This window comes from Roseateles sp. So40a, assembly GCF_048081605.1.
In the GTDB taxonomy this organism is placed as follows: Bacteria; Pseudomonadota; Gammaproteobacteria; order Burkholderiales; family Burkholderiaceae_C; genus Roseateles.
The window spans coordinates 22,155-40,649 of record NZ_CP182288.1 but is presented as its reverse complement, the minus strand read 5'-3'; the positions used below and the strand labels follow the sequence as shown (position 1 = coordinate 40,649).

Genomic DNA, 18,495 nt, shown 5'->3' with positions numbered 1-18,495 from the left:
CTCACTTGTGAACGCTGACGAACCACGTGTCGGGTTCCAGGAAGTAGAACTTGATGTACCACCCTTGGGACCGGATCAGATGGCGGTCGATCGTGTGCTTGCCATGCAAGGGCGAGCACGCGTAGTCGCCCCCTCGGCTCGATCTGATGATGTCGGCGACGAAAGTCGGCGAGACCATTCCCATCGCCAAGAGGTTCTTCAACGGCAGGTCTCGCCGCGCCGCGAACTGGAAGTCACCAGACAGCAGCGCGTCAATCACCGCGCGCTTCACGGCACGGAATCCCTTCGGTCCAGTCACACGAGGCTCAAAGTGTACGAGAAGCCGCGTATTTTTCTCGTCCGATTCGTGGACGCAAGATGTCAGCCGACTCTGGGCGTCGACTCGATCAATTCCTCGTCGAAGACAGTTCACGCCCGCCAAGATATGCGGCCCGCTCGGAGGCAAGACGCCGACTTCCGTCGCGCCATGAGCAAATGACAAGGGCCGCCCTCGGGCGGCCCTTCGTCATCGTGCGGCGAGGTTCAGGGCACCACGGCCAGGAACAGGAACACGATGAAGACCACCATGTGCACCGCGCCCTGCAGCACCGTCGCGCGGCCGCCGCCCAGCGTCAGCGCGCCCACGATGAAGGTCAGGAACAGCAGCACCATGCTCAGCGGCGTCAGCCCCAGCACCAGCGAGTGCGGGAACAACGGCGACAGCACCGCCACCGTCGGGATCGTCAGGCCGATGCTCGCCAAACCCGAGCCCAGCGCCAGGTTCAAGCTCGTCTGCAGCCGGTTGTGCAAGGCCGCGCGCACCGCCGCCACCGTCTCGGGCAGCAGCACCAGCATCGCCACGATCACCCCCACCAGCGAGGGCGGCGCGCCGATCGCATGCACGCCGCGCTCGATCGTCGGCGCCAGCAGCTTCGCCAGGCCCACCACGCCCACCAGGCACACGAGCAGCAGCGCCAGGCTCACACCCGCGACACGCCAGCTCGGCGGCGCGGCGTGCGAGTCCTGATCATCGACACCCGCCACGGGAAGGAAGTAATCGCGGTGCCGCACCGCCTGCACGAACACGAAGGCGCCGTAGAGCACCAGCGACACGCCGCCCGCGAAGAGCAGCTGCGTGGTCGTGAACGTCGGCCCCACCGAGCTCGTCGTGAATGCCGGCAGCACCAGCGTCAGCACCGACAACGCCGCCAGCACGGCCAGCGTGGGGCTCGTGCCCTCCACACGGAACGCCAGCTCCTGATGCTTCCAGCCGCCGACCAGGATGCACAGCCCCAGCACGCCGTTGCACACGATCATGATCGCGGAGAACACCGTGTCGCGCGCCAGCGTGTTGGTCGATTCACCGCCGGCAAGCATCAGCGACACGATCAGCGCCACCTCGATGATCGTCACCGCCACGGCCAGCACGAGCGAGCCGTAGGGCTCGCCCACTCGATGCGCCACCACCTCCGCGTGATGCACGGCCGCGAGCACCGCGGCGATCAGCAGCGCGCTCACCACCGACAGGATCAGCGTCGAATTGCCACCGGCCGTCAGCCCCATCAGCGCGAGGATCGCGGCCAGCGGCGCCAGCAGCGACCAGATGGGCAGGGCCGCCGGCAAGCGGGCGAGAAGGGAGTTGGAGCGCTTCACATGCATGGGGCCGAGCATAGACCACGATGGTCGGCGAGCCCCGTTTTCGCTAGGCTCGCGTCCATGCCGACCCTCGATCCCCGCGTCGACGCCTACATCGAACGCGCCGCTCCGTTCGCGCAGGACATCCTGCGCCACTGGCGCGCGACCGTGCACGCCCACTGCCCCGACGTCGTCGAGACGATCAAGTGGAGCTTCCCCAACTTCACCTACCGCGACAAGATCCTCACCGGCATGGCCGCGTTCAAGGCGCATTGCTCGATCGGCTTCTGGCACGGCGCCGCGGCGGTCGGCGCCGACAACGCGAAAGACGGCGCGATGGGCGACTTCGGCCGGCTGACCTCGGTCAAGGACCTGCCGTCCAAGGCCGAGCAGAAGGCCATCCTGAAGCGCGCGATGCGCCTCATCGAGGACGGCGTCAAGGCGCGCCCCGCCCAGCCGGCCTCCGCGCCCAAGCCGCCGCCCGCGATGCCCGACGACCTCGCCGCGGCGCTGCGCGCCAACGAGGCCGCCGCGCGGACCTTCGAGGCCCTGCCGCCCAGCCATCGGCGCGAGTACATCGACTGGATCGTCGAGGCGAAGAAGGCCGAGACCCGCGAGAAGCGCCTGGCCCAGGCCGTCGAGTGGATGGCCGAGGGCAAGCGGCGCAACTGGAAATACGAGAACTGCTGATCCGCGCCGGTCCAGTCGCTCAGGCGACCGGCCGGCCCTCCTCCAGCGGCGGTTCCCAGTCGCTGTCGTGCAGCTGCACGTTGTTGCGGCCGCCGTCCTTGGCGCGATACAGCGCCCGATCCGCGCGCATGAACAGCTGGTCCGCGGTCAGCCGACCGCCGGGCTCCGCCACCGCCACGCCCGCCGACACGGTGAGGCTGAATTCGCGGCCCTGTCCATCGCACAGCCGCAGGGTCGCGACCGCCTCGCGGATCTGCTCCACGAGTCGCGACGCGCCGGGCCCGTCGGTCGCCGGCAGCACCAGCCCGAATTCCTCGCCGCCCCAGCGGCCGACGACGTCCGAGGCCCGCAGCCGCGCGCGCACTTCCTGCGCGAAGGCGCGCAGCGCGTCGTCACCCGCGTGATGGCCGTGACAGTCGTTGACGTCCTTGAAGTGATCCAGGTCCAGCAGCACGAACGCCAGCGGCGTGCCCTCGCGCCGACCGCGCTCCAGTTCGTGACGCAGCAACGCGTCGGCCGTCATGCGGTTCATGCAGCCGGTGAGCCCGTCGGTGGAGGCCATCTCCTCCATGCGTCGCGCGATGCGCTCGAAATTCGCCAGCACGAAGCCGAAGCCCGCGCCAATCAGGCAGATGAAGCTGAACAGGAAGGTCAATCCCTGGCCCAGGCTGCTCTGCATCAGGTCCTGGTATTCCTCGGGATTCGTGATCGCATGCAGGCTGCGCAGCATCAGGCTGGCCGCGGCGGCCACCAGGGTCAGGCCCACCGCGCGCAGTGACGCCTCGCTGCGCCAGCCCGGCCCCAGCAGCACGAGGATCGCCGGGCACAGCAGCACCGCGAAGACCAGCGAGATCGCGCTGGTGCGCATGGCCAGCGGCCAGCTGAGCATCCAGGCGGTCAAGGCCCAGGCCACCGCCGGGCCGCCCCACCACATCCAGCGCGGCAACGAGCGCCCAAGCACATGGCGATGGATGGCCTCGTTGTAGAACACGATGCCCAGGGCGATCAGCCCGTTGCCCAGCAACGCGGAGATCCACACCGGCAGCACCACGCGCGCCGTCAGCATCGTGAAACCGCCCAGCAGCGTCCACGAGCCCCAGGTCCACACCGCCAGGTCCAGGTAGCGCAGGCGGCTGCGCTGCGCGGCCCACAGCTGCACGCCGAGCATCGCGAAGCCGCTCAGCAGCGCCAACATCAGCGTGGGGATGTGGATGGACGCCATGAGGACCAAGTGTAGTGATCGGCGCCCGTTCGTCGCCCCCCCTAGCTCTCCTCGATTCCCCTTACCCGTCCCTGCCGTCCCTGCCGTCGCGGCCGTCCCGGCCATCGGCCGCCGCGCCGATCAGCGCGATCAGCCACGCCCGCGTCTGCCGCGGGGCGATGACGGCGTCAATCTCCAGCGTCTCGGCGATCGCCAGCGCCTGTCCGCGCGCCACCTGCGCCGCGAGCAGCCGCTCGAACAGCGCCTGGCGCTCCGCCCCTTCGGGAACGGCCTCCAGCTCCTTGCGATAGCCCAGGCGCACCGCGCCTTCCAGGCCCATCGCGCCGAATTCCCCGCTGGGCCAGGACGCGCAGCCCAAGGGCCGATGCAGGCTGCCGCCCGCCAGCGCCATCGCGCCCAGGCCGAAGGCGCGCCGCATCACCACCGCCGCGAAGGGCACGCGCAAGGCAGCCGCCGCGCGGAAGAGCTCGCCCGCCTCGCGCAACTGGCCGGTCGCTTCGGCCTCGGGCCCGACCATGAAGCCCGGGCTGTCGATCAGGCTGATCACCGGCAGGCCCAGCCGGGCACACAGCCGCCACCAGCGCGCGAGCTTGCGCGAGGCCGCGCCGTCGACGGCGCCGCCCAGCACCGCGCAGTCGCTGGCGACCACGGCCACGGCCCGCCCGTCCAGGCGCGCCGCCGCGGTGATGACGCTGTCCCCGTTCCCGCGCCCGAGCTCGATCACCGTGCCCGCGTCGAAGAGGCGCGTGAGGATCGCTCGCACCGGATACGCCCGCTGGCGGATCTCGGGGATCGCGTCGTCCAGCGGCGCCTGATCGGCGGCGCGCAAGGAAGCGTCGACCGCAACGTCCGATGGCGCGTCCACACGGCACATCCACGCCATCAGCGCGCGGGCCTGCGCCGCTGCTTGCACCTCATCGTCGACCAGCAGGTCGACGACGCCAACGCGCGCCAGTTCAGGCGCTGGTCCGATCTGCTCCGGCTCGAAGCGGCCGAGGCCGCCGCCCTCGATCATCGCGGGACCGCCCAGGCCGAGGTTGCTGTCGCGCGTGGCGATCACCAGGTCGCAGCAAGCGAGCAAGGCCGCGTTGCCCGCGAAGCAGCGACCCGCGGCGATGCCCAAGGTCGGCACCTCGCCGGCGAGCGCGGCCAGCCGAGCGAAGGTCGCGACATGCAGGCCGGCGACGACCGGCATGTCGGTGTCGCCGGGCCGTCCGCCGCCGCCCTCAGCGAAGAGCACGAAGGGCAGGCGCTCACGCTCGGCCAGCTCCAGCAGGCGATCGGTCTTCTGATGGCTGCGGAAACCCTGCGTGCCGGCGAGCACCGTGGCGTCATAGGCCATCACCGCGATGGGCCGGCCGTGCAGCCTCGCCAGGCCGGTCACGACGCCATCGGCCGGCGTCTGCGCGCGCAGCGCATCGACCGGACGGCGCGCGGTCTGCGCGGCGATCGCGAGGGCGCCGTATTCGATGAAGCTGCCGGGATCGGACACCGCCTCGACGTTCTCGCGCGCGGTGCGCTGTCCCGCCGCATGGCGCTTGGCGACAGCCCCCGGACGCGCCGCGTCGGCGAGCAGCGCATGACGCTCGCGCCACGCGCGCAGATCGGCGCGCTCGGCGGGCGCGCCGGCATCGACATCGACATCGACATCGATATCGATATCGGGGGCAGCATTGGCATCGGAGGCCGCCACGGTCGGTGCGCTGGGTGCGACCGGCGCGGCGCCCCAGGCCATCAACGGATCGCCTTCGCGCACGAGCTCGCCCTCGTCGGCGAAGCGCTCGAGCACACGCCCGTCGGCAGTCGCGAGCACCTCATGCTCCATCTTCATCGCCTCCAGCCGCACGATCGGCTGACCGCGGCGGACGACATCGCCGACGGCGACCAGCCAGGTCTGGACGGTGGCGGACAGCGGCGCGACGAGCGACGGCATCTCAGGACAGGCGGTCGATCAGCGCCATCGCGGCGGCGGGCGCGCGCTCCTTCGCGCCGCTGATGAAGAACACGAAGACATCGCGGCGCCTGCGCGGCGGTGCGCGGTCCGCCTCGACCAACGGCAGCCGATCGGGCTGTCCACCCGATTCCCAGCGCGACGCGCTGGCCGCGATGCCGTCGAGTTCCTCCTCGGTGACGCCGCTCACCAGCTCGGAGCGCGTGCGCATCACGCGGGTGTAGACGAAGTCGGCGGTGAGGTCAGGAATCGGCGGGTAGTCGTCGGACTCGGTGAACACGACGCCCGCGCCGTGATCGCGCGCCATCGCGAGGAACTCGGGCGATCGGAAGCTCTCATGACGCACATCCAGCGCGTGGCGCAGCGTGACGCCATCGGACTGGCGCGGCAGCAGTTTCAGGAACGCGCCGAAGTCGACCGGATCGAATCGCTTGCTCGTCGCGAACTGCCAGACGATGGGGCCGAGCTTGGCGCCGAGTTCGGCGACGCCGCTCTCGACGAAGCGCGTCACCGATTCGCCCGCCTCCGCGAGCACGCGCCGGTTGGTGGCGAAGCGATTGGCCTTGAGCGAGAACACGAAGCCGTCCGGCGCGGTGTCGCGCCACTTGGCGAAGGTCGCCGGCTTGAAGGTCGAGTAGTACGTGCCGTTGACCTCGATCGCGGTCAGCTTGCGGCTGGCGTATTCCAGCTCCCGTGACGCGGGCAGGCCCCTGGGATAGAAGGTCTCGCGCCAGGGCTCGAAGTTCCATCCGCCAACGCCAACGTGGATCGCAGTGCTCATGGGGTCGTGTCCTCCAGCAATCGTTCGAGTCGTGTCTGCCCGCGCCGTGTCACGCGCAAGGCGCGGCTGTCGGGATCGGGATCAAGCCATCCTTGCGCCAGCATCGCCTGCAGCCAGGCCGCGCCGAGCGCGCCGCCCAGATGCGGCTTGCGCTCGCTCCAGTCCATGCACGCGCAGGCCAGTCGGCGACGGCGGGCACCGGTGGCCGCGTCGACGTCCACGCCCAGCTCGCGCAGCGCGTCCAGGCCCGGCGCGGTGAAGCGGTAGCCGCGTTCCTCGCCGGGATCCGCGCTCATCCACTGCTGTCGCAACGCATGGTCATGCAGGCGCACGCCCCAGTGGCCGGCCAGGTGGTCGTAGCAACGTCGCGCCTGACGCAGCGCGGGTGGCGTGCTGGGCTCGAAGCGCGGGCGTGGCAGGCCGGCCAGCACGAGCATCGCCTCCAGCGCCTGGCCGACCTCGGGACCTGCGAGCCGGTAGTAGCGGTGCTTGCCCTGCGCCATGCAGCCCACCAGCCCTTGGCCGAGCAGTTTCGCCAGATGCGCGCTGGCGGTCGAGGCGGCGACGTCACCCACCGCGGCCAGCTCGGTGGCGGTGCGGGCATGTCCGTCCATCAGGCAGCAGAGCATGCGGGCACGGACCGGTTCGGCCATGCTGGCCGCGATGTGGGCCAGCGCCTCGTCGGCGGTGGGGGTGTCAATCATGTTTCGATGCTAAGCGAAGCGTTCCCGTCCAACCATCGCGAAGATCCCCTCATGTCAAAACCCCTCGCCTCCGCCATGACCGGGTGTCCCTTCCATGCGGTGACCGCGCCCGCCGCGCCCACCGCGCCGGAATCGCCCGGCGCGCCCTCTCCTCCGCTCGATCCCCTGCTCGATCCCCAGCTGTGCATGCGCCCGCCCGGCGAGCCGCTGCCGGCCCCGCTGCGGGATCACGGCGGACCGCTCGCCGCAGTCTTCTCCCGTTGGCTGCGTCAACGCGACGACGACGCGCATGCGCCGCAGAAGGCGACGCTGACGCGCGCGTTGCTGGCGCTGTCCGAGGATGAGGTGCGCTCGCACACGCGCCGGCAGGCCGCCATCGCGATGCTGGCGGGCTGGTCGCACTGGTCGTGGGCCGTGCCGGCCTCGACCGTCGCGAGCCTGCTCGGACTGCCGATGGCGGACGTCGCGGCGCAGCGGGCCTTGCAGGCTGACCTGCGGGCGATGGCCGCCGGGCTCGGCGCGACCGCGGATGCGGCGGCGGTCCAGGCGGCGGGCCGAGCGGTTGCGTCGCTGCTGGACGCGCTCGACGACGCGGAACGCCGCGCGCCGGATGCGCCCTTGCAATGGGCCTTGTTGCGCCACGCGCCGCCAGAGCGCTGGTCGGATCGCGCGACCTTCACGGCCAACCGGCTCGCGCTGATCTGGCAGAGCCACGAGGCCGGCGCCGCGTTGTTGGGTCATGCGGTGATGTCATGGTCACGGACCGGCGAGGTCCCCTCGCGCGAGGCGCTGATGCGGCTCGCGCGCGAGGGCGGCGCGGTCCGCGTGACGCGTCGTTTCGACGTGCGTGATGATCCGCCTCGCGCCGTGACCGTGCCGCTGGCCCACACCGACACGCCCTTCGGCGACGGCGCGCATCGCTGTCCGGGACAAGGCCTGGCGTTGAGCACCGCGCAGATCGCGATGGCGTGGCTCGCGGAGCAATCCGACCTGTCGCCGCCCGTGGCGATCGCGCCGCTGTCGCTGCCCAACATGGACATCCCGCAATTCCAGGAGTCGACCCCATGATCGCTGTCATCTTCGAAGTCACGCCCAGCGCCGACGGGCGCGATCGCTACCTGGAGCTCGCCGCTGAGCTCAAGCCGCTGCTGCAGGACATCGACGGGTTCCTCAGCATCGAGCGCTTCGAGAGCCTGAGCGATCCGGGCAAGCTGCTGTCGTTGTCCTTCTGGCGCGACGAGGAAGCGGTGCGCGCGTGGCGGCGGGTGGAGGCCCATCGCGAGGCCCAATCCGAAGGTCGCGCCGGCGTGTTCGCCGACTACCGCTTGCGCGTGGCCGCCGTGCTGCGCGATTACGGCATGAGCGCGCGCGACGAGGCACCGGCCGACAGCCGCGAGCGGCATCGGGCTTGAGGCGCCCACGACGCCGAGGGCGCGCGCGAGGTGCGCAGGGCTCGTAACGCCCGTAACGCGGCTCTGTCGTCCGATGCGACGGAGTCGCCGCGCGACCGGCCCGATTTGTCGGACGATGCCGCCCATGTCATCTTCCGCCCTGCCCGCTCCGGGCTCCCCGCGCCTGCACGGCCTGGACACGCTGCGCGCCGCGGCCATCGTGCTGATCTTCGCGTATCACTATCAGGTCTTCGTCAGCGGTGAGGCGACCTTCGGCTGGCTGAGCCGCATCGGCTGGGCCGGCGTGGACCTGTTCTTCGTGCTGAGCGGCTACCTGATCGCCAACCAGCTGCTGGGCGGAATGAAGCGCGGCGAGCAGCTGTCGTTGCCGCGCTTCTACGGCCGGCGGCTGCTGCGCACGCTGCCCAACTTCTACGTGGTGCTGGCGCTGTACTGGCTCTTCCCGCAGGTGCTCGGCGGACGCGAGCCCCCGCCGCTGTGGCGCTTCCTGACCTTCACGCAGAACATCGCGCTGACGCCCGGCACCGCGTTCTCGCACGCGTGGTCGCTGTGCATCGAGGAGCAGTTCTACCTGCTGCTGCCCGCGGCCTTGATGCTGGGCGCGGCGCTGAAGTCGCACCGGCGCGCCTTGGCGTGGTCGCTGATCGGCGTGCTGACGGTGGCGGCGGTGCTGTGGCGCGATCACCTGTGGTCGCGGTACGGGACGCAGGATCCATCGCAGGGCTACTACCCGCACCTGTACTACGGCAGCCTCGCGCGGCTGGACGAGTTCCTGCCGGGCGTGGCCGTCGCGCTGCTCAAGCAGGGCCATCCCGCGATCTGGTCGACGCTGATGGCGCGCGCGAGGACACTGCTCGCCGTCGGTGGCGCCGCGGCGCTGGGCATGCTGACACTGATGCTGCACTTCTATTACATCGATGGCTACGGCTATGGCCGCGCGATGAGCAGCTGGGGCTACAGCGCGCTGGCCTGGAGCTTCGCGTTGCTCGTGATGGCGTCGATGGCGCCGGCGGGCGTGCTGGCGCGGGTGAAGGTGCCGGGCGCGAATGCGCTGGCGCGCTGGTCCTACGCGCTGTACCTGACGCACAAGCCGATCGCCTACGCGCTGCTGCAGCCGCTCGCGGCGATGGGCCTGATGCGCGCGTCGGGCTGGACGGTGCCGGTGATCACGGCGATCTGCCTGCTGGGCGGGTGGTTGCTGTATCGCGTGGTGGAGGTCCCGTTCCTGGGCTGGCGCGATCGCTGGATCCCTTCGCAATTCGCCGACGCGACGCGTGCTACAACGAAGGACCAAAGGAGTCCTCAGCATGCCTAGCCTTCGTTCTTCCCGTGTGCGCCGTCCGCTGGCGCTGTCCCTGGGCGTCACCGCGATGGCGCTGATCGCGACCGCCTGCATGGCCGCGAGCGCCGACGAGATCGGCGATGTGAGCACGGTGTTCAAGTTCTTCGGCCCGAACCACAAGATCGTGGTCGACGCCTATGACGACCCGGGCGTGTCGGGCGTGACCTGCTACGTGTCGCGCGCGAAGACGGGCGGGATCAAGGGTGGGCTGGGGCTCGCGGAAGACAAGTCCGAGGCCTCGATCGCCTGCCGCGCGGTGGGTCCGATCAGCTTCCCCAAGCCGCTGCCCAAGCAGGAAGAGGTGTTCTCGGAACGCAGCTCGCTGGTGTTCAAGCGGCTGCGCGTGGTGCGCATGGTCGATCCCAAGCGCAACACGCTGGTCTACCTGACCTACTCGGACCGCGTCATCGAGGGCTCGCCGCAGAACAGCGTCACCGCCGTGCCGGTGGACCGGGGGACGGTGATTCCGGTGAGGTGAGTCAGGCGGCCGCGGCCGTGCCGCTCGCCACCTCGAACCCCTCATCGATCCAACCCGTGAGGCCGCCGATCATCAGCTTCACCGGGCGGCCCAGCGCGGCCAGGCGAATCGCGCCGCGATGCGCGCCGTTGCAATGCGGCCCTGCGCAGTACACGACGAACAAGGTGTCCTTCGGATAGACCGCCATCTTGCCCTCGGTGATCTTGCCGTGCGGCAGGCTCACCGCCCCGGGCACATGGCCGCGCTCGTACAACGCGTGGCTGCGCACGTCCAGCAGGACGAAGTCCCGCAGCTCGCGCGAGAACGCGTCATGCACGTCCCAGCAGTCGGTCTCAAAACCGAAGGCCCGCTGGAAATGCGCGAGCGCCTCGGCACTCGGGGCGGCGGGGACGGCGCTCACAGGGGACATCGACGAGCTCATCGGGTATTCCTCTCAGGCAGTGGATCAAGGCGTCCAGTGTCGTGATCCCGACCCGATCCCGCGAGTGGCGCGAACGACGATGATCGGTAAGATCGCGCCATGCCGAAGACGACCCGTGCTCACCGCTCCGCCCCCTCCCGACCCGCGTCGACCTCGCCCGCCAAGCCTCACCTCGTGGCCATCCTCGCCTACGACCGGCTGTGCATGTTCGAGTTCGGCTGCGCGGTGGAGCTCTTCGCGCTGGAGCGTCCGGAGCTCGGCGTCGCCTGGTATCGCCACGCCATCTGCGCGGCGGAGCCCGGCCCGCTGCGCGGCACCGGCGGCGTGCGCGTCGAGGCGCCCTACACGCTGGCGATGCTCCGCCGCGCCGACACCATCGTCATCCCCGGCTGGCGCGATGCCGCCGAGCGCCCGCCCCAGGCACTGCTCGACGCGGTGCGCGCCGCCCATGACCGGGGCGCGCGGCTGTGCACGATCTGCTCAGGTGTTTTCGTGCTCGCGCATGCGGGACTGCTCGACGGCCGCCGCGCCACCACGCATTGGCGCTACGCCGAGCGGCTCGAGCGCGAGTTCCCCGAGATCGCTGTCGATCGCAGCGCGCTTTATGTCGATGAGGGTCAGCTCGTCACCTCAGCGGGATCCGCCGCGGGATTGGACATGCTGATGCACCTCGTGCGCCGCGATCATGGCGCGCGAGTGGCCAACGCGGTCGCCCAGCGACTGGTGATGGCCCCGCATCGCGAAGGCGGCCAGGCGCAATTCGTGCCGCGCCCGATGCCCACCGACACCGCGAGCCCCATCGCCGTGCTGCAGGACTGGCTGCGCGCGCATCCGCGCGAGGCGCACACCGTCGACTCGATGGCGCGCCGCGCGGCGATGAGCGCGCGCACGCTGCAACGCCAGTTCAAGGACGCCACCGGCCTCGCCCCGCTCGAGTGGCTGACCCGCGAGCGCGTCTCGATCGCCAAGGAGCTGCTCGAGACGCGCGAGGCGCTCGATGTGGAAGCCATCGCGGACCTCGCCGGGTTCGGCTCGCCGGAGTCGATGCGGCGCCACTTCCGCGTGATGGGCCTGCCGTCGCCGTCGCGCTATCGGCGTCAGTTCGGCTGATCCGGTCCGCGCGACGATCTGCTCAACGGAACACGACGCAGGCGGCGCCGGGCATCGCGATGAATCGGCCGTCGAAGCGCGGCAGCGCGCCGCCGTCGAGATCGCCGCCCTCAAGGTCGAACACGCAGATCTGGTGACTGCGCTGCAGGCACACCCAGAGTGCGTGCCCATCCCGGCTGAGCGTCGCGCTGCGCGGGTAGCTCCCTTGCGCCCAGACCTCGCCCGCCCACGACGGCCGGCCCGCGCCGTCCACGTCGAAGACCGCGATCGCGTCATGCAGGCGGTTGAGCGCGAACAGCCGGCGTCTATCGGGCGAGATCAGCAGATCGGAGGCATGGCTCAGGCCTTCGAATCCCGCGGGCAGGCTGCTCATCCGCTCGCGATGACGGAGCCGGCCTGATTCATCCAGCGCCAGCCAGTCCAACGCGTTGGCCTGCTCGTTGAGCAGATAGAGCTGGCCCGTCAGGCTCGGATGGAACACGAAGTGGCGCGGACCGCTCCCGGTCGGCAGGCGCAGTCCGTCGAGCTCGATCGGCTCTTTCGGATCGATGCGGTCGTCATCCAGGCGCCACACGCGCAGCAGATCGCGCCCGAGATCGCTCGCCAGCATCAACGGCCATCGAGGATGCCGGCGCACCATGTGCGCATGCGCCTGGACATCGGGCCCCGGAGCACCACCTGCTTCGGCGTCCTTCCGGGGGTTGATCGTCCGGTCAGGCGCCTGGAGCGCGCCACGCCCATCCAGGCCCGCGCGCCGCAGCGTTCCATCGCCGTAATGGGCGATCCAGGCCTGGCGCCGTTCGGCATCGAAGGCCAGGTGCACGGGCAACTCACCGCCCGTCGCGTGGTGTTCCAACAGCGTCAGGGCGCCGTCGAGCGGGTCCACGGCGAAGCTCGCCAGGGCGTGGTCCTCCTCGAGCAGCGCGTGCAGCCGCGTGCCGTTGTCGGCCAGGTGCAGCCAGGTCGGGCTGCCGGGCAAGGCCGCGGCGAGGAGCGCTTCCACCCGCCCGTCAGCGCGGCGCACCAGCGCATGCACGCCCGCGCAGTGGGGCGCGTAGCCGCCCGCGTAGGCGAAGGGGACGGCGTCCTGCGCCGGGGCAGTGCCCGCGGCGGCGGTGGGGGCGGCGACGGGGGCGGAAGGGGCGTGGGTGGGGGCGCTCATCGAAGCGCGACTGTACGTGCGGCGGCGCGGCGTCCCGCGTCCCGCGTTCCCCCCTCGCAAGCCCGCACCCGAAGCGTGCCCGGCCCAGCCACAATGGGCCCGTCCTGTCTGCCCACGCCCGCGCTCGCCCGCGGGGGACACGCGTATGCGTTTCGACGTCCCGACGCTGTTCAGCCTGATGCTGATCCAGTCCCTGGCGCTGGCCCTGCTGCTGCCGCTGCTGCTGGGCTGGTGCGACAGCCTCGCCGCACGCCGCGCGCAGTTGAGCGCCGCCGCGCAGGCCGCCGGCTGGGCGCTGCTGCTCCTGCCGCCGGAAGGCCAACGCCTGACGTCGATCGTCGCGCTGGGGCTGCTCAGCGTGAGCGTGACGCTCCTGTGGATGGCCTCGGACCGCTGGCTGCCCGGGCGCCTGGGCCGGCTCTTCCAATACGGGATGCCGGTGCTGGTGATGGTCGGTTATGGCGCCGGCTGGGACAACTACGCGCTGCGCCTGGCCTGGTCCAACGGCTGCATCGGCCTGCAGATGCTCGCACTGGCCGCGAGCCTGATGCAGCCCATCAAACGCGGCCCCGTCGGCAACCTGCGCTGGCGCCTGCTGTTCACCGTGAGCCTGACCTTGCTGGCGGTGCTCAACCTCGCGCGCGCCTACCTCGCCGGCTTCGACACCGCCCACCTCCCCAGCTTCGACGCGCCGCACCCGTTGAACATGGCGTTCGCGGTCGTCGCCAATGTCTGCGTGCTGGCCGCGGCGATCGCGATCCTCGTGGCCTGGCGCGGCGAGAGCGAAGGCGAGCTGCGCCGCCTCACGCAGGTCGACGCCGCCACCGGGCTGTCCAACCGCCGCGCCTTCCAGCAGCGCTCGGTGGACATGATCTCGATGGCGCGCCGCTACAGCGAGCCGCTGATGCTGCTGGTCATGGACGTCGACGGCTGCAAGGCGATCAACGCCACGCACGGCGAGGCCAAGGGCGACCAGGCGATCGCGCTGTTCGGGCGCTGCCTGGACGAGCAGAAGCGCCTGGGCGACGTCGTCGCCCGCATCGATGGCCAGCGCTTCGCCGTGATGATGGCCCGATCGGACCTGGTCGGACCGCCCGCGCTGGACCGCCGGCTGCGCGACGCGCTGCTGGAACTCGCGCCACGCGAGCTCGGATTCACGCTGGGCTACTCCGCCGGCTGGGCCAAGCTGCGCAACGGCGACCGCAACATCGAGGACCTGCTGCACCGTGCCGAGGCAGCGCTCTATGCCGCCAAGCGCCAGGGAAAGGGGCGCCTGTGCGCCGAACCGGGGCTCGAGGCTGAATTGAGCGTCGCCGTGCCGGCCTGAAACCGGGCCTCCCGGCGGCGCGCGCCGCCGATCCCCGTGCCCATCGGGGTCTCCAGCCTGCTCCCGCTCCTCTGGCGACGTGACGCACTTCACGCCGCACGCGCGGCAATCGCCCAGCTGATGACGGCACCCGTCGGGCTGGCATGACGTTTGCGTCAGGGTTTTCCAGGTCCCGCCGCGATCCACGAGATCCGCCGGGGCGCCGTCGTACCGAGACCTGGAGTTCCTGCCCATGCATGTCGCCCTCAGCCCCACGGCCGTCCACGCCCGTGCCCCGCGCGCCCTCAATCCGCTGGCGTCCGACAGCGCCGCGTCCGAGCATCTGCAGCGCGCGCCGATCGAGATCGTCAAGCTCAGCTCCCGCGACCTGCAATGGCTGCCGGCCCTCACGACCCTGCTGATCGACAACGTCCATCAAGGGGCCACGCTGGGCTTCCTGGCGCCGCTGTCGCGCTACCAGGCGCTGGACTACTGGCACGGCGTCTTCGCGCGGCTGGGCCAGCATCACCAGCTCTGGATCGCCTGCGAGTCCGAGGGCCCCGGCCGCCTGCTCGGCGCCGTGCAGCTGTCGTTGTGCCCGCTGGCCAACGCGCACCACCGCGGGGAGGTCCAGCGGCTGATGGTGCATTCGCATGAGCGCAGCCGTGGCGTGGCCGGTCAGCTGATGTCGCGCCTGGAATGCGCGGCGGCGACGCAGGGGCGATTCCTGCTGCAGCTCGAGACCTGCGCCGACTCGCAGGCCGAGGCCGTCTTCGCGCACCTGGGCTGGCAGCGCGCGGGCCAGATTCCCGATCACTGCCATGGCGCCGAGGGTCAGCTCCAGGCCGCCGCGCTGTACTACAAGCGCTTGCCACATCTGGTCTGACGCCGCGCTGAGCCCATCACCACGGGCCCATTCCCACGGGCCCGCCGCCGCGCCGGTTCTGCGCTAGCTTGCGCCGAGCATGGCGGCGAGCAGCGCCTCCAGGCGCCGTGCCCGCACCGGCGCGCCGCCCAGCGCGGCCAGGCCGCCCTGCTCCAGCATCACCAGCCCGTGCAGCCCGGCCCACAGCGCCGCGGCCCGCGCGGCCGGCAGCGCGGCCGGCGCGATCAGCGCGTCCAGGCCCGCGATCAACGACTCCCTCAGCGCCATCGGCGTGTCCAGCATCAGCAACCGGTAGTCGTGCGGGTGCTGCAGCCCCCATTGCACGAAAGCCCGCGCCACGGCCGCCGGCTCCCCGCCCGCAGCCGCCCCATCCGCCGCGCCCTGCAGGCGCGTGAGCAGCGTCTGCAGGCTGTCCTCGGCCAGGCGCGCCAGCAGCTCGCCCTTGTCGTGGAAGAAGCTGTACAGCGTCGCGTGCGAGTACCCCACGGCCGCGCCGACCTCGCGCAGCGTCAGGGCGTCCGCGCCGCGTTCCGCGAAGAGCTCCCGCGCGGCGGCCAGGATGCCGACTTCCAGCGCCTGCTTATGCGCCGCCCGGCGCTGCTGCGACGCGGTCGGCGCCGCGCCCTCCAGGCCGTTGAGACCATCGATCGCGGCGACGTCCTGCACATCGCCGCTGTCGCTCATCGCCTTGCGCTGGGCCTGGCGCTTGAGCGGTCCTTCGGGCTTGGCCACCTTCTGCCGCACGCGCGGCTGGGGCTTGGTCTGCGGCCGTCCATCGCCGGCGCCGTCGGGCGTTTCCTGCACCACGCCGGCGGTGCGATGCAGGCCCTTGGGGCCGCTGGGCCGCGGGTCGGGCATCGGCACGCGGCCGCCGCTTGATGATTTGCTAACCATTGGTTAGGATTTGATCATTGGTTTTCAACAAGACGGAACGATGCCACAGATGCCGGAGATTGACCATGCCATTGCGTCGCCCGAGGTCATCACGCTGGAAGCCGTGTCCATCGATCACCCCGATGCGGTCCTGCTGATGCATCAACTCAACCAGCGGTTGGAACGCCTGAGCGGTGACTCCGGCGCGAGCCGCTTCGACGCGGCGTCGATGCCGGCCGGTCGTTCGGTCTTCCTCGTCGCGCGCGGACGCGACGGCGCCTTGCTCGGATGCGGCGCGCTGCGCCCGCTGGCCCAGGCCGGCGCGGCGCCGGTGGCGGAACTCAAGCGCATGTATGCGCGCGACGGCACACGCGGCGTCGGCCGCGCGCTGCTGCAGGCGCTCGAGCGCGAGGCGCGGACCCTGGGCTATCGCGCGGTGTGGCTGGAGACGCGCCGCATCAACGAACGGGCGCTGCGCTTCTATCGGCGCCACGGTTACTCGGACATCCCCAACTACGGCGCCTATGCCGATCGCCGCGATGCGGTGTGCCTGGGCAAGACGCTGAACCCGGAGCCCTCATGGAACTGATCGAATTGCGCGGCACCGACCGCGACTGGATGCCCGCGCTGGGCGAGCTCTTCTTCGATGTCATCGACGGCGGCGGCTCGCTCGGCTTCCTCGAGAACGTCGACGAGGCGCAGATGCGCGAGTACTGGGAGGGCGTCTTCGACCAGCTCGGCCCGCGTCACCGGCTCTGGATCGCCCGCGAGGGCGAGCGCGCGCTGGGCACCGTGCAGCTAGGCGTGTGCGGCAAGCCCAACGGCCGCCATCGCGCGGACGTGATGAAGCTGATGGTTCATCGCGACGCGCGACGGCGCGGTCTCGCGGTGACGCTGATGGCGACGCTCGAGCAGGCCGCGCGCGAGGCGGGCCTCACGCTGCTGGTGCTCGACACCGAAGCGCAGTCGCCGGCCGAGCAGTTCTATCAGGCCCAGGGCTTCCAGCGCAGCGGCGAGATCCCGTTCTTCGCCGCCAGCCCGCAAGGCGAGCTGCGCGCGACGGCGCTGTACTGGAAGCGACTGGGCTGAACGACGGGCGGCGCGATCAGACGCCGCCCCTGCGAGCGCTCAGCGCGCCAGGCGCAGCAGCTTGCCGCCGTCGGTGACGATCAACAGCGCGCCGTCGCGCGCCTGGATCAGGTCGCGATACCGCTCGCCGGCCTCGCCGAACATCTTCTGCTTGTCGGTCACCGTGTCGCCGTTGAGCACGATGCGCCACAGCGCCGTGCCCGCCAGCGAGCCGGAGATCAGCTGCCCGCGCCACTCCGGGAACATGCTGCCCGTGTAGAAGATCAGCCCGGCGGGCGCGACCGAGATCGGCGTCCACGTCGTCAGCGGCTCGACGTAGGTCGGCGCATGCGTGCCGCCGCCAATGCGGCAGGCATCGCCCACCGGCGAGCCGTAGGGGCAGCCGTAGCTCTTGACCGGCCAGCCGTAGTTCTGCCCGGCGCGGGCGATGTTGACCTCGTCGCCGCCCTGCGGGCCGTGCTCGGTGAGCCACAGCTCGCCGGTGGACGGATGCAGCGCCGCGCCCTGGATGTTGCGGTGCCCGTAGCTCCAGATGCCCGGCTTGGCGCCGCCGCTGAAGCTCGGGTTGTCCGTCGGGATGCTGCCGTCACGATTGACGCGGATCACCTTGCCCAGCGTCTGCTGCAGGTCCTGCGAGGGGGTGAACTTCTGGCGCTCGCCGGTCGTGATGTAGAGCGTCTTGTCGCGCGCGAAGACCAGGCGCGAGCCGTAATGGCCGTTGCCATCGACCTTGGGCGACTGCCGGAAGATGACCTGCACGCTGCTCAGCGCATCGCCGTCCAGGCGGCCGCGCGCCACCGTGGTGCCCGACTTGCCGGACTCGCTCCCCGTGCCCGCCTCGGCATACGAGAAGTAGACCCAGTTGCTGCCCGCCGTGGCGAAGTCGGGATCGAGCGCGATGCCCAGCAGGCCGCCCTGGCCGCTGTCCAGCACCTTGGGCACGCCCGACAGCGTGGCCTCGGTCTTGCCCGCCGCGCTCAGGCGCGCGATCTCGCCGCCCTTCTGCGTCACGAGCAGGCGCCCGTCAGGCAGCTGCGCGATGCCCCAGGGACGGTCCAGGCCGCTGTTGAGCGTCTGCATCGCCGGGGTGCCGGCGCCGCCGGGTTGGGTGGGCGCGGCGGTCTCATCGCCCGCACCGGCACCGCCTCCACAGGCCGCCGCGGCCGCGGCCACTGCCAGGGTCGACATCCATTCCGCCACGCTCATGTCCATGCTCCAGGTTCAGGTCGAGGGAGGGCCGCGCGTCGCCGCCCGCTGGTCGGCCGACGCGTCACGATCCCGTGAAGACAGCAGTCTAGACCCCCAGGCTTGTGCCCGCCTTCCGCTTCCTCTACGCTGGCCGCAGTCGGCTCCAGACCCCACGTCCAACTCTTCCCGAGAGGAGCGAGCCATGAGCCCCAGTCCCACCCCTGACGCGGAAGGCCTCACCGCCGGCAGCCCAGGCAGCGCCGCGG

The 18,495-nt window shown here is 71.0% G+C and carries 20 protein-coding genes; 10 read left to right on the top strand and 10 right to left on the bottom strand.

Annotated features, from left to right (window positions below):
• Nucleotide 1 precedes the first annotated feature (1 nt).
• Together ACNI65_RS00220 and ACNI65_RS00215 are read right to left on the bottom strand one after the other, a co-directional pair.
• Nucleotides 2-271 (bottom strand): hypothetical protein, encoded by a 270-nt coding sequence (locus tag ACNI65_RS00220; protein WP_416760547.1) that lies wholly within the window; start codon nucleotides 269-271, stop codon nucleotides 2-4.
• A gap of 251 nt (nucleotides 272-522) precedes the next feature.
• Nucleotides 523-1,638 (bottom strand): calcium:proton antiporter, encoded by a 1,116-nt coding sequence (locus ACNI65_RS00215; protein WP_416760546.1) that lies wholly within the window; start codon nucleotides 1,636-1,638, stop codon nucleotides 523-525.
• 57 nt (nucleotides 1,639-1,695) lie between these two features.
• Here ACNI65_RS00215 and ACNI65_RS00210 point away from each other — a divergent pair, with 57 nt between their 5' ends.
• Nucleotides 1,696-2,304, top strand: a complete 609-nt coding sequence (locus ACNI65_RS00210; RefSeq protein ID WP_416760545.1) for a YdeI/OmpD-associated family protein — start codon at nucleotides 1,696-1,698, stop codon at nucleotides 2,302-2,304.
• A gap of 19 nt (nucleotides 2,305-2,323) precedes the next feature.
• Here the strand turns inward: ACNI65_RS00210 and ACNI65_RS00205 are convergent, their stop codons facing one another.
• The 4 genes from ACNI65_RS00205 to ACNI65_RS00190 form a co-directional block, all read right to left on the bottom strand.
• Nucleotides 2,324-3,526 (bottom strand): GGDEF domain-containing protein, encoded by a 1,203-nt coding sequence (locus ACNI65_RS00205; RefSeq protein ID WP_416760544.1) that lies wholly within the window; start codon nucleotides 3,524-3,526, stop codon nucleotides 2,324-2,326.
• Between the two features lie 61 nt (nucleotides 3,527-3,587).
• A complete protein-coding gene (locus tag ACNI65_RS00200) occupies nucleotides 3,588-5,459 on the bottom strand; it encodes a carboxyl transferase domain-containing protein (protein ID WP_416760543.1) in 1,872 nt (623 codons plus the stop codon).
• A gap of 1 nt (nucleotide 5,460) precedes the next feature.
• A complete protein-coding gene (locus ACNI65_RS00195; protein WP_416760542.1) occupies nucleotides 5,461-6,258 on the bottom strand; it encodes a DUF72 domain-containing protein in 798 nt (265 codons plus the stop codon).
• Nucleotides 6,255-6,962, bottom strand: coding sequence for an ArsR/SmtB family transcription factor (locus ACNI65_RS00190; protein ID WP_416760541.1), 708 nt, complete (start codon nucleotides 6,960-6,962; stop codon nucleotides 6,255-6,257). Before ACNI65_RS00190 ends, ACNI65_RS00195 begins: the two co-directional genes overlap by 4 nt.
• Before the next feature lie 75 nt (nucleotides 6,963-7,037).
• Between ACNI65_RS00190 and ACNI65_RS00185 the strand changes: the two genes are divergently transcribed.
• The 4 genes from ACNI65_RS00185 (at nucleotide 7,038) to ACNI65_RS00170 (ending at nucleotide 10,194) form a co-directional block, all read left to right on the top strand.
• Nucleotides 7,038-8,030, top strand: coding sequence for a hypothetical protein (locus tag ACNI65_RS00185; protein WP_416760540.1), 993 nt, complete (start codon nucleotides 7,038-7,040; stop codon nucleotides 8,028-8,030).
• Nucleotides 8,027-8,374, top strand: a complete 348-nt coding sequence (locus ACNI65_RS00180) for an antibiotic biosynthesis monooxygenase family protein (RefSeq protein ID WP_416760539.1) — start codon at nucleotides 8,027-8,029, stop codon at nucleotides 8,372-8,374. Before ACNI65_RS00185 ends, ACNI65_RS00180 begins: the two co-directional genes overlap by 4 nt.
• Nucleotides 8,375-8,498: 124 nt before the next feature.
• Entirely contained in the window at nucleotides 8,499-9,689 is a 1,191-nt protein-coding gene (locus tag ACNI65_RS00175) for an acyltransferase family protein (protein WP_416760538.1), read from the top strand.
• A gap of 55 nt (nucleotides 9,690-9,744) precedes the next feature.
• Nucleotides 9,745-10,194: a CreA family protein gene (locus tag ACNI65_RS00170; RefSeq protein WP_416763528.1), complete on the top strand. Its 450-nt coding sequence runs from the start codon at nucleotides 9,745-9,747 to the stop codon at nucleotides 10,192-10,194.
• Nucleotide 10,195: 1 nt separating this feature from the next.
• Here the strand turns inward: ACNI65_RS00170 and ACNI65_RS00165 are convergent, their stop codons facing one another.
• Nucleotides 10,196-10,603 carry a rhodanese-like domain-containing protein gene (locus ACNI65_RS00165; protein WP_416763527.1) on the bottom strand — a complete coding sequence of 136 codons (408 nt, stop codon included), beginning with the start codon at nucleotides 10,601-10,603 and terminating at the stop codon, nucleotides 10,196-10,198.
• 111 nt (nucleotides 10,604-10,714) lie between these two features.
• Between ACNI65_RS00165 and ftrA the strand changes: the two genes are divergently transcribed.
• Nucleotides 10,715-11,725, top strand: a complete 1,011-nt coding sequence (ftrA, locus tag ACNI65_RS00160; protein ID WP_416760537.1) for a transcriptional regulator FtrA — start codon at nucleotides 10,715-10,717, stop codon at nucleotides 11,723-11,725.
• A 22-nt stretch (nucleotides 11,726-11,747) separates the two neighbouring features.
• Here the strand turns inward: ftrA and ACNI65_RS00155 are convergent, their stop codons facing one another.
• On the bottom strand, nucleotides 11,748-12,887 hold the full coding sequence (locus ACNI65_RS00155; protein ID WP_416760536.1) for a lactonase family protein: 1,140 nt from the start codon (nucleotides 12,885-12,887) through the stop codon (nucleotides 11,748-11,750).
• A 145-nt stretch (nucleotides 12,888-13,032) separates the two neighbouring features.
• Here ACNI65_RS00155 and ACNI65_RS00150 point away from each other — a divergent pair, with 145 nt between their 5' ends.
• Nucleotides 13,033-14,214 carry a GGDEF domain-containing protein gene (locus ACNI65_RS00150; protein ID WP_416760535.1) on the top strand — a complete coding sequence of 394 codons (1,182 nt, stop codon included), beginning with the start codon at nucleotides 13,033-13,035 and terminating at the stop codon, nucleotides 14,212-14,214.
• Between the two features lie 232 nt (nucleotides 14,215-14,446).
• Nucleotides 14,447-15,079: a GNAT family N-acetyltransferase gene (locus ACNI65_RS00145; RefSeq protein ID WP_416760534.1), complete on the top strand. Its 633-nt coding sequence runs from the start codon at nucleotides 14,447-14,449 to the stop codon at nucleotides 15,077-15,079.
• 63 nt (nucleotides 15,080-15,142) lie between these two features.
• On the opposite strand, the gene ACNI65_RS00140 is transcribed toward ACNI65_RS00145, so the two are convergent.
• Nucleotides 15,143-15,973, bottom strand: a complete 831-nt coding sequence (locus tag ACNI65_RS00140) for a TetR/AcrR family transcriptional regulator (RefSeq protein WP_416760533.1) — start codon at nucleotides 15,971-15,973, stop codon at nucleotides 15,143-15,145.
• Between the two features lie 49 nt (nucleotides 15,974-16,022).
• Here ACNI65_RS00140 and ACNI65_RS00135 point away from each other — a divergent pair, with 49 nt between their 5' ends.
• Together ACNI65_RS00135 and ACNI65_RS00130 are read left to right on the top strand one after the other, a co-directional pair.
• The gene (locus ACNI65_RS00135; RefSeq protein ID WP_416760532.1) at nucleotides 16,023-16,541 is read left to right on the top strand and encodes a GNAT family N-acetyltransferase; all 519 of its coding nucleotides are present in this window, start codon (nucleotides 16,023-16,025) and stop codon (nucleotides 16,539-16,541) included.
• Complete coding sequence (locus tag ACNI65_RS00130; RefSeq protein WP_416760531.1) at nucleotides 16,532-17,041, top strand: GNAT family N-acetyltransferase; 510 nt, start codon at nucleotides 16,532-16,534, stop codon at nucleotides 17,039-17,041. The genes ACNI65_RS00135 and ACNI65_RS00130 overlap by 10 nt, the downstream gene beginning before the upstream one ends.
• A gap of 39 nt (nucleotides 17,042-17,080) precedes the next feature.
• On the opposite strand, the gene ACNI65_RS00125 is transcribed toward ACNI65_RS00130, so the two are convergent.
• Entirely contained in the window at nucleotides 17,081-18,247 is a 1,167-nt protein-coding gene (locus ACNI65_RS00125) for a PQQ-dependent sugar dehydrogenase (RefSeq protein WP_416760530.1), read from the bottom strand.
• Nucleotides 18,248-18,495: the final 248 nt, after the last annotated feature.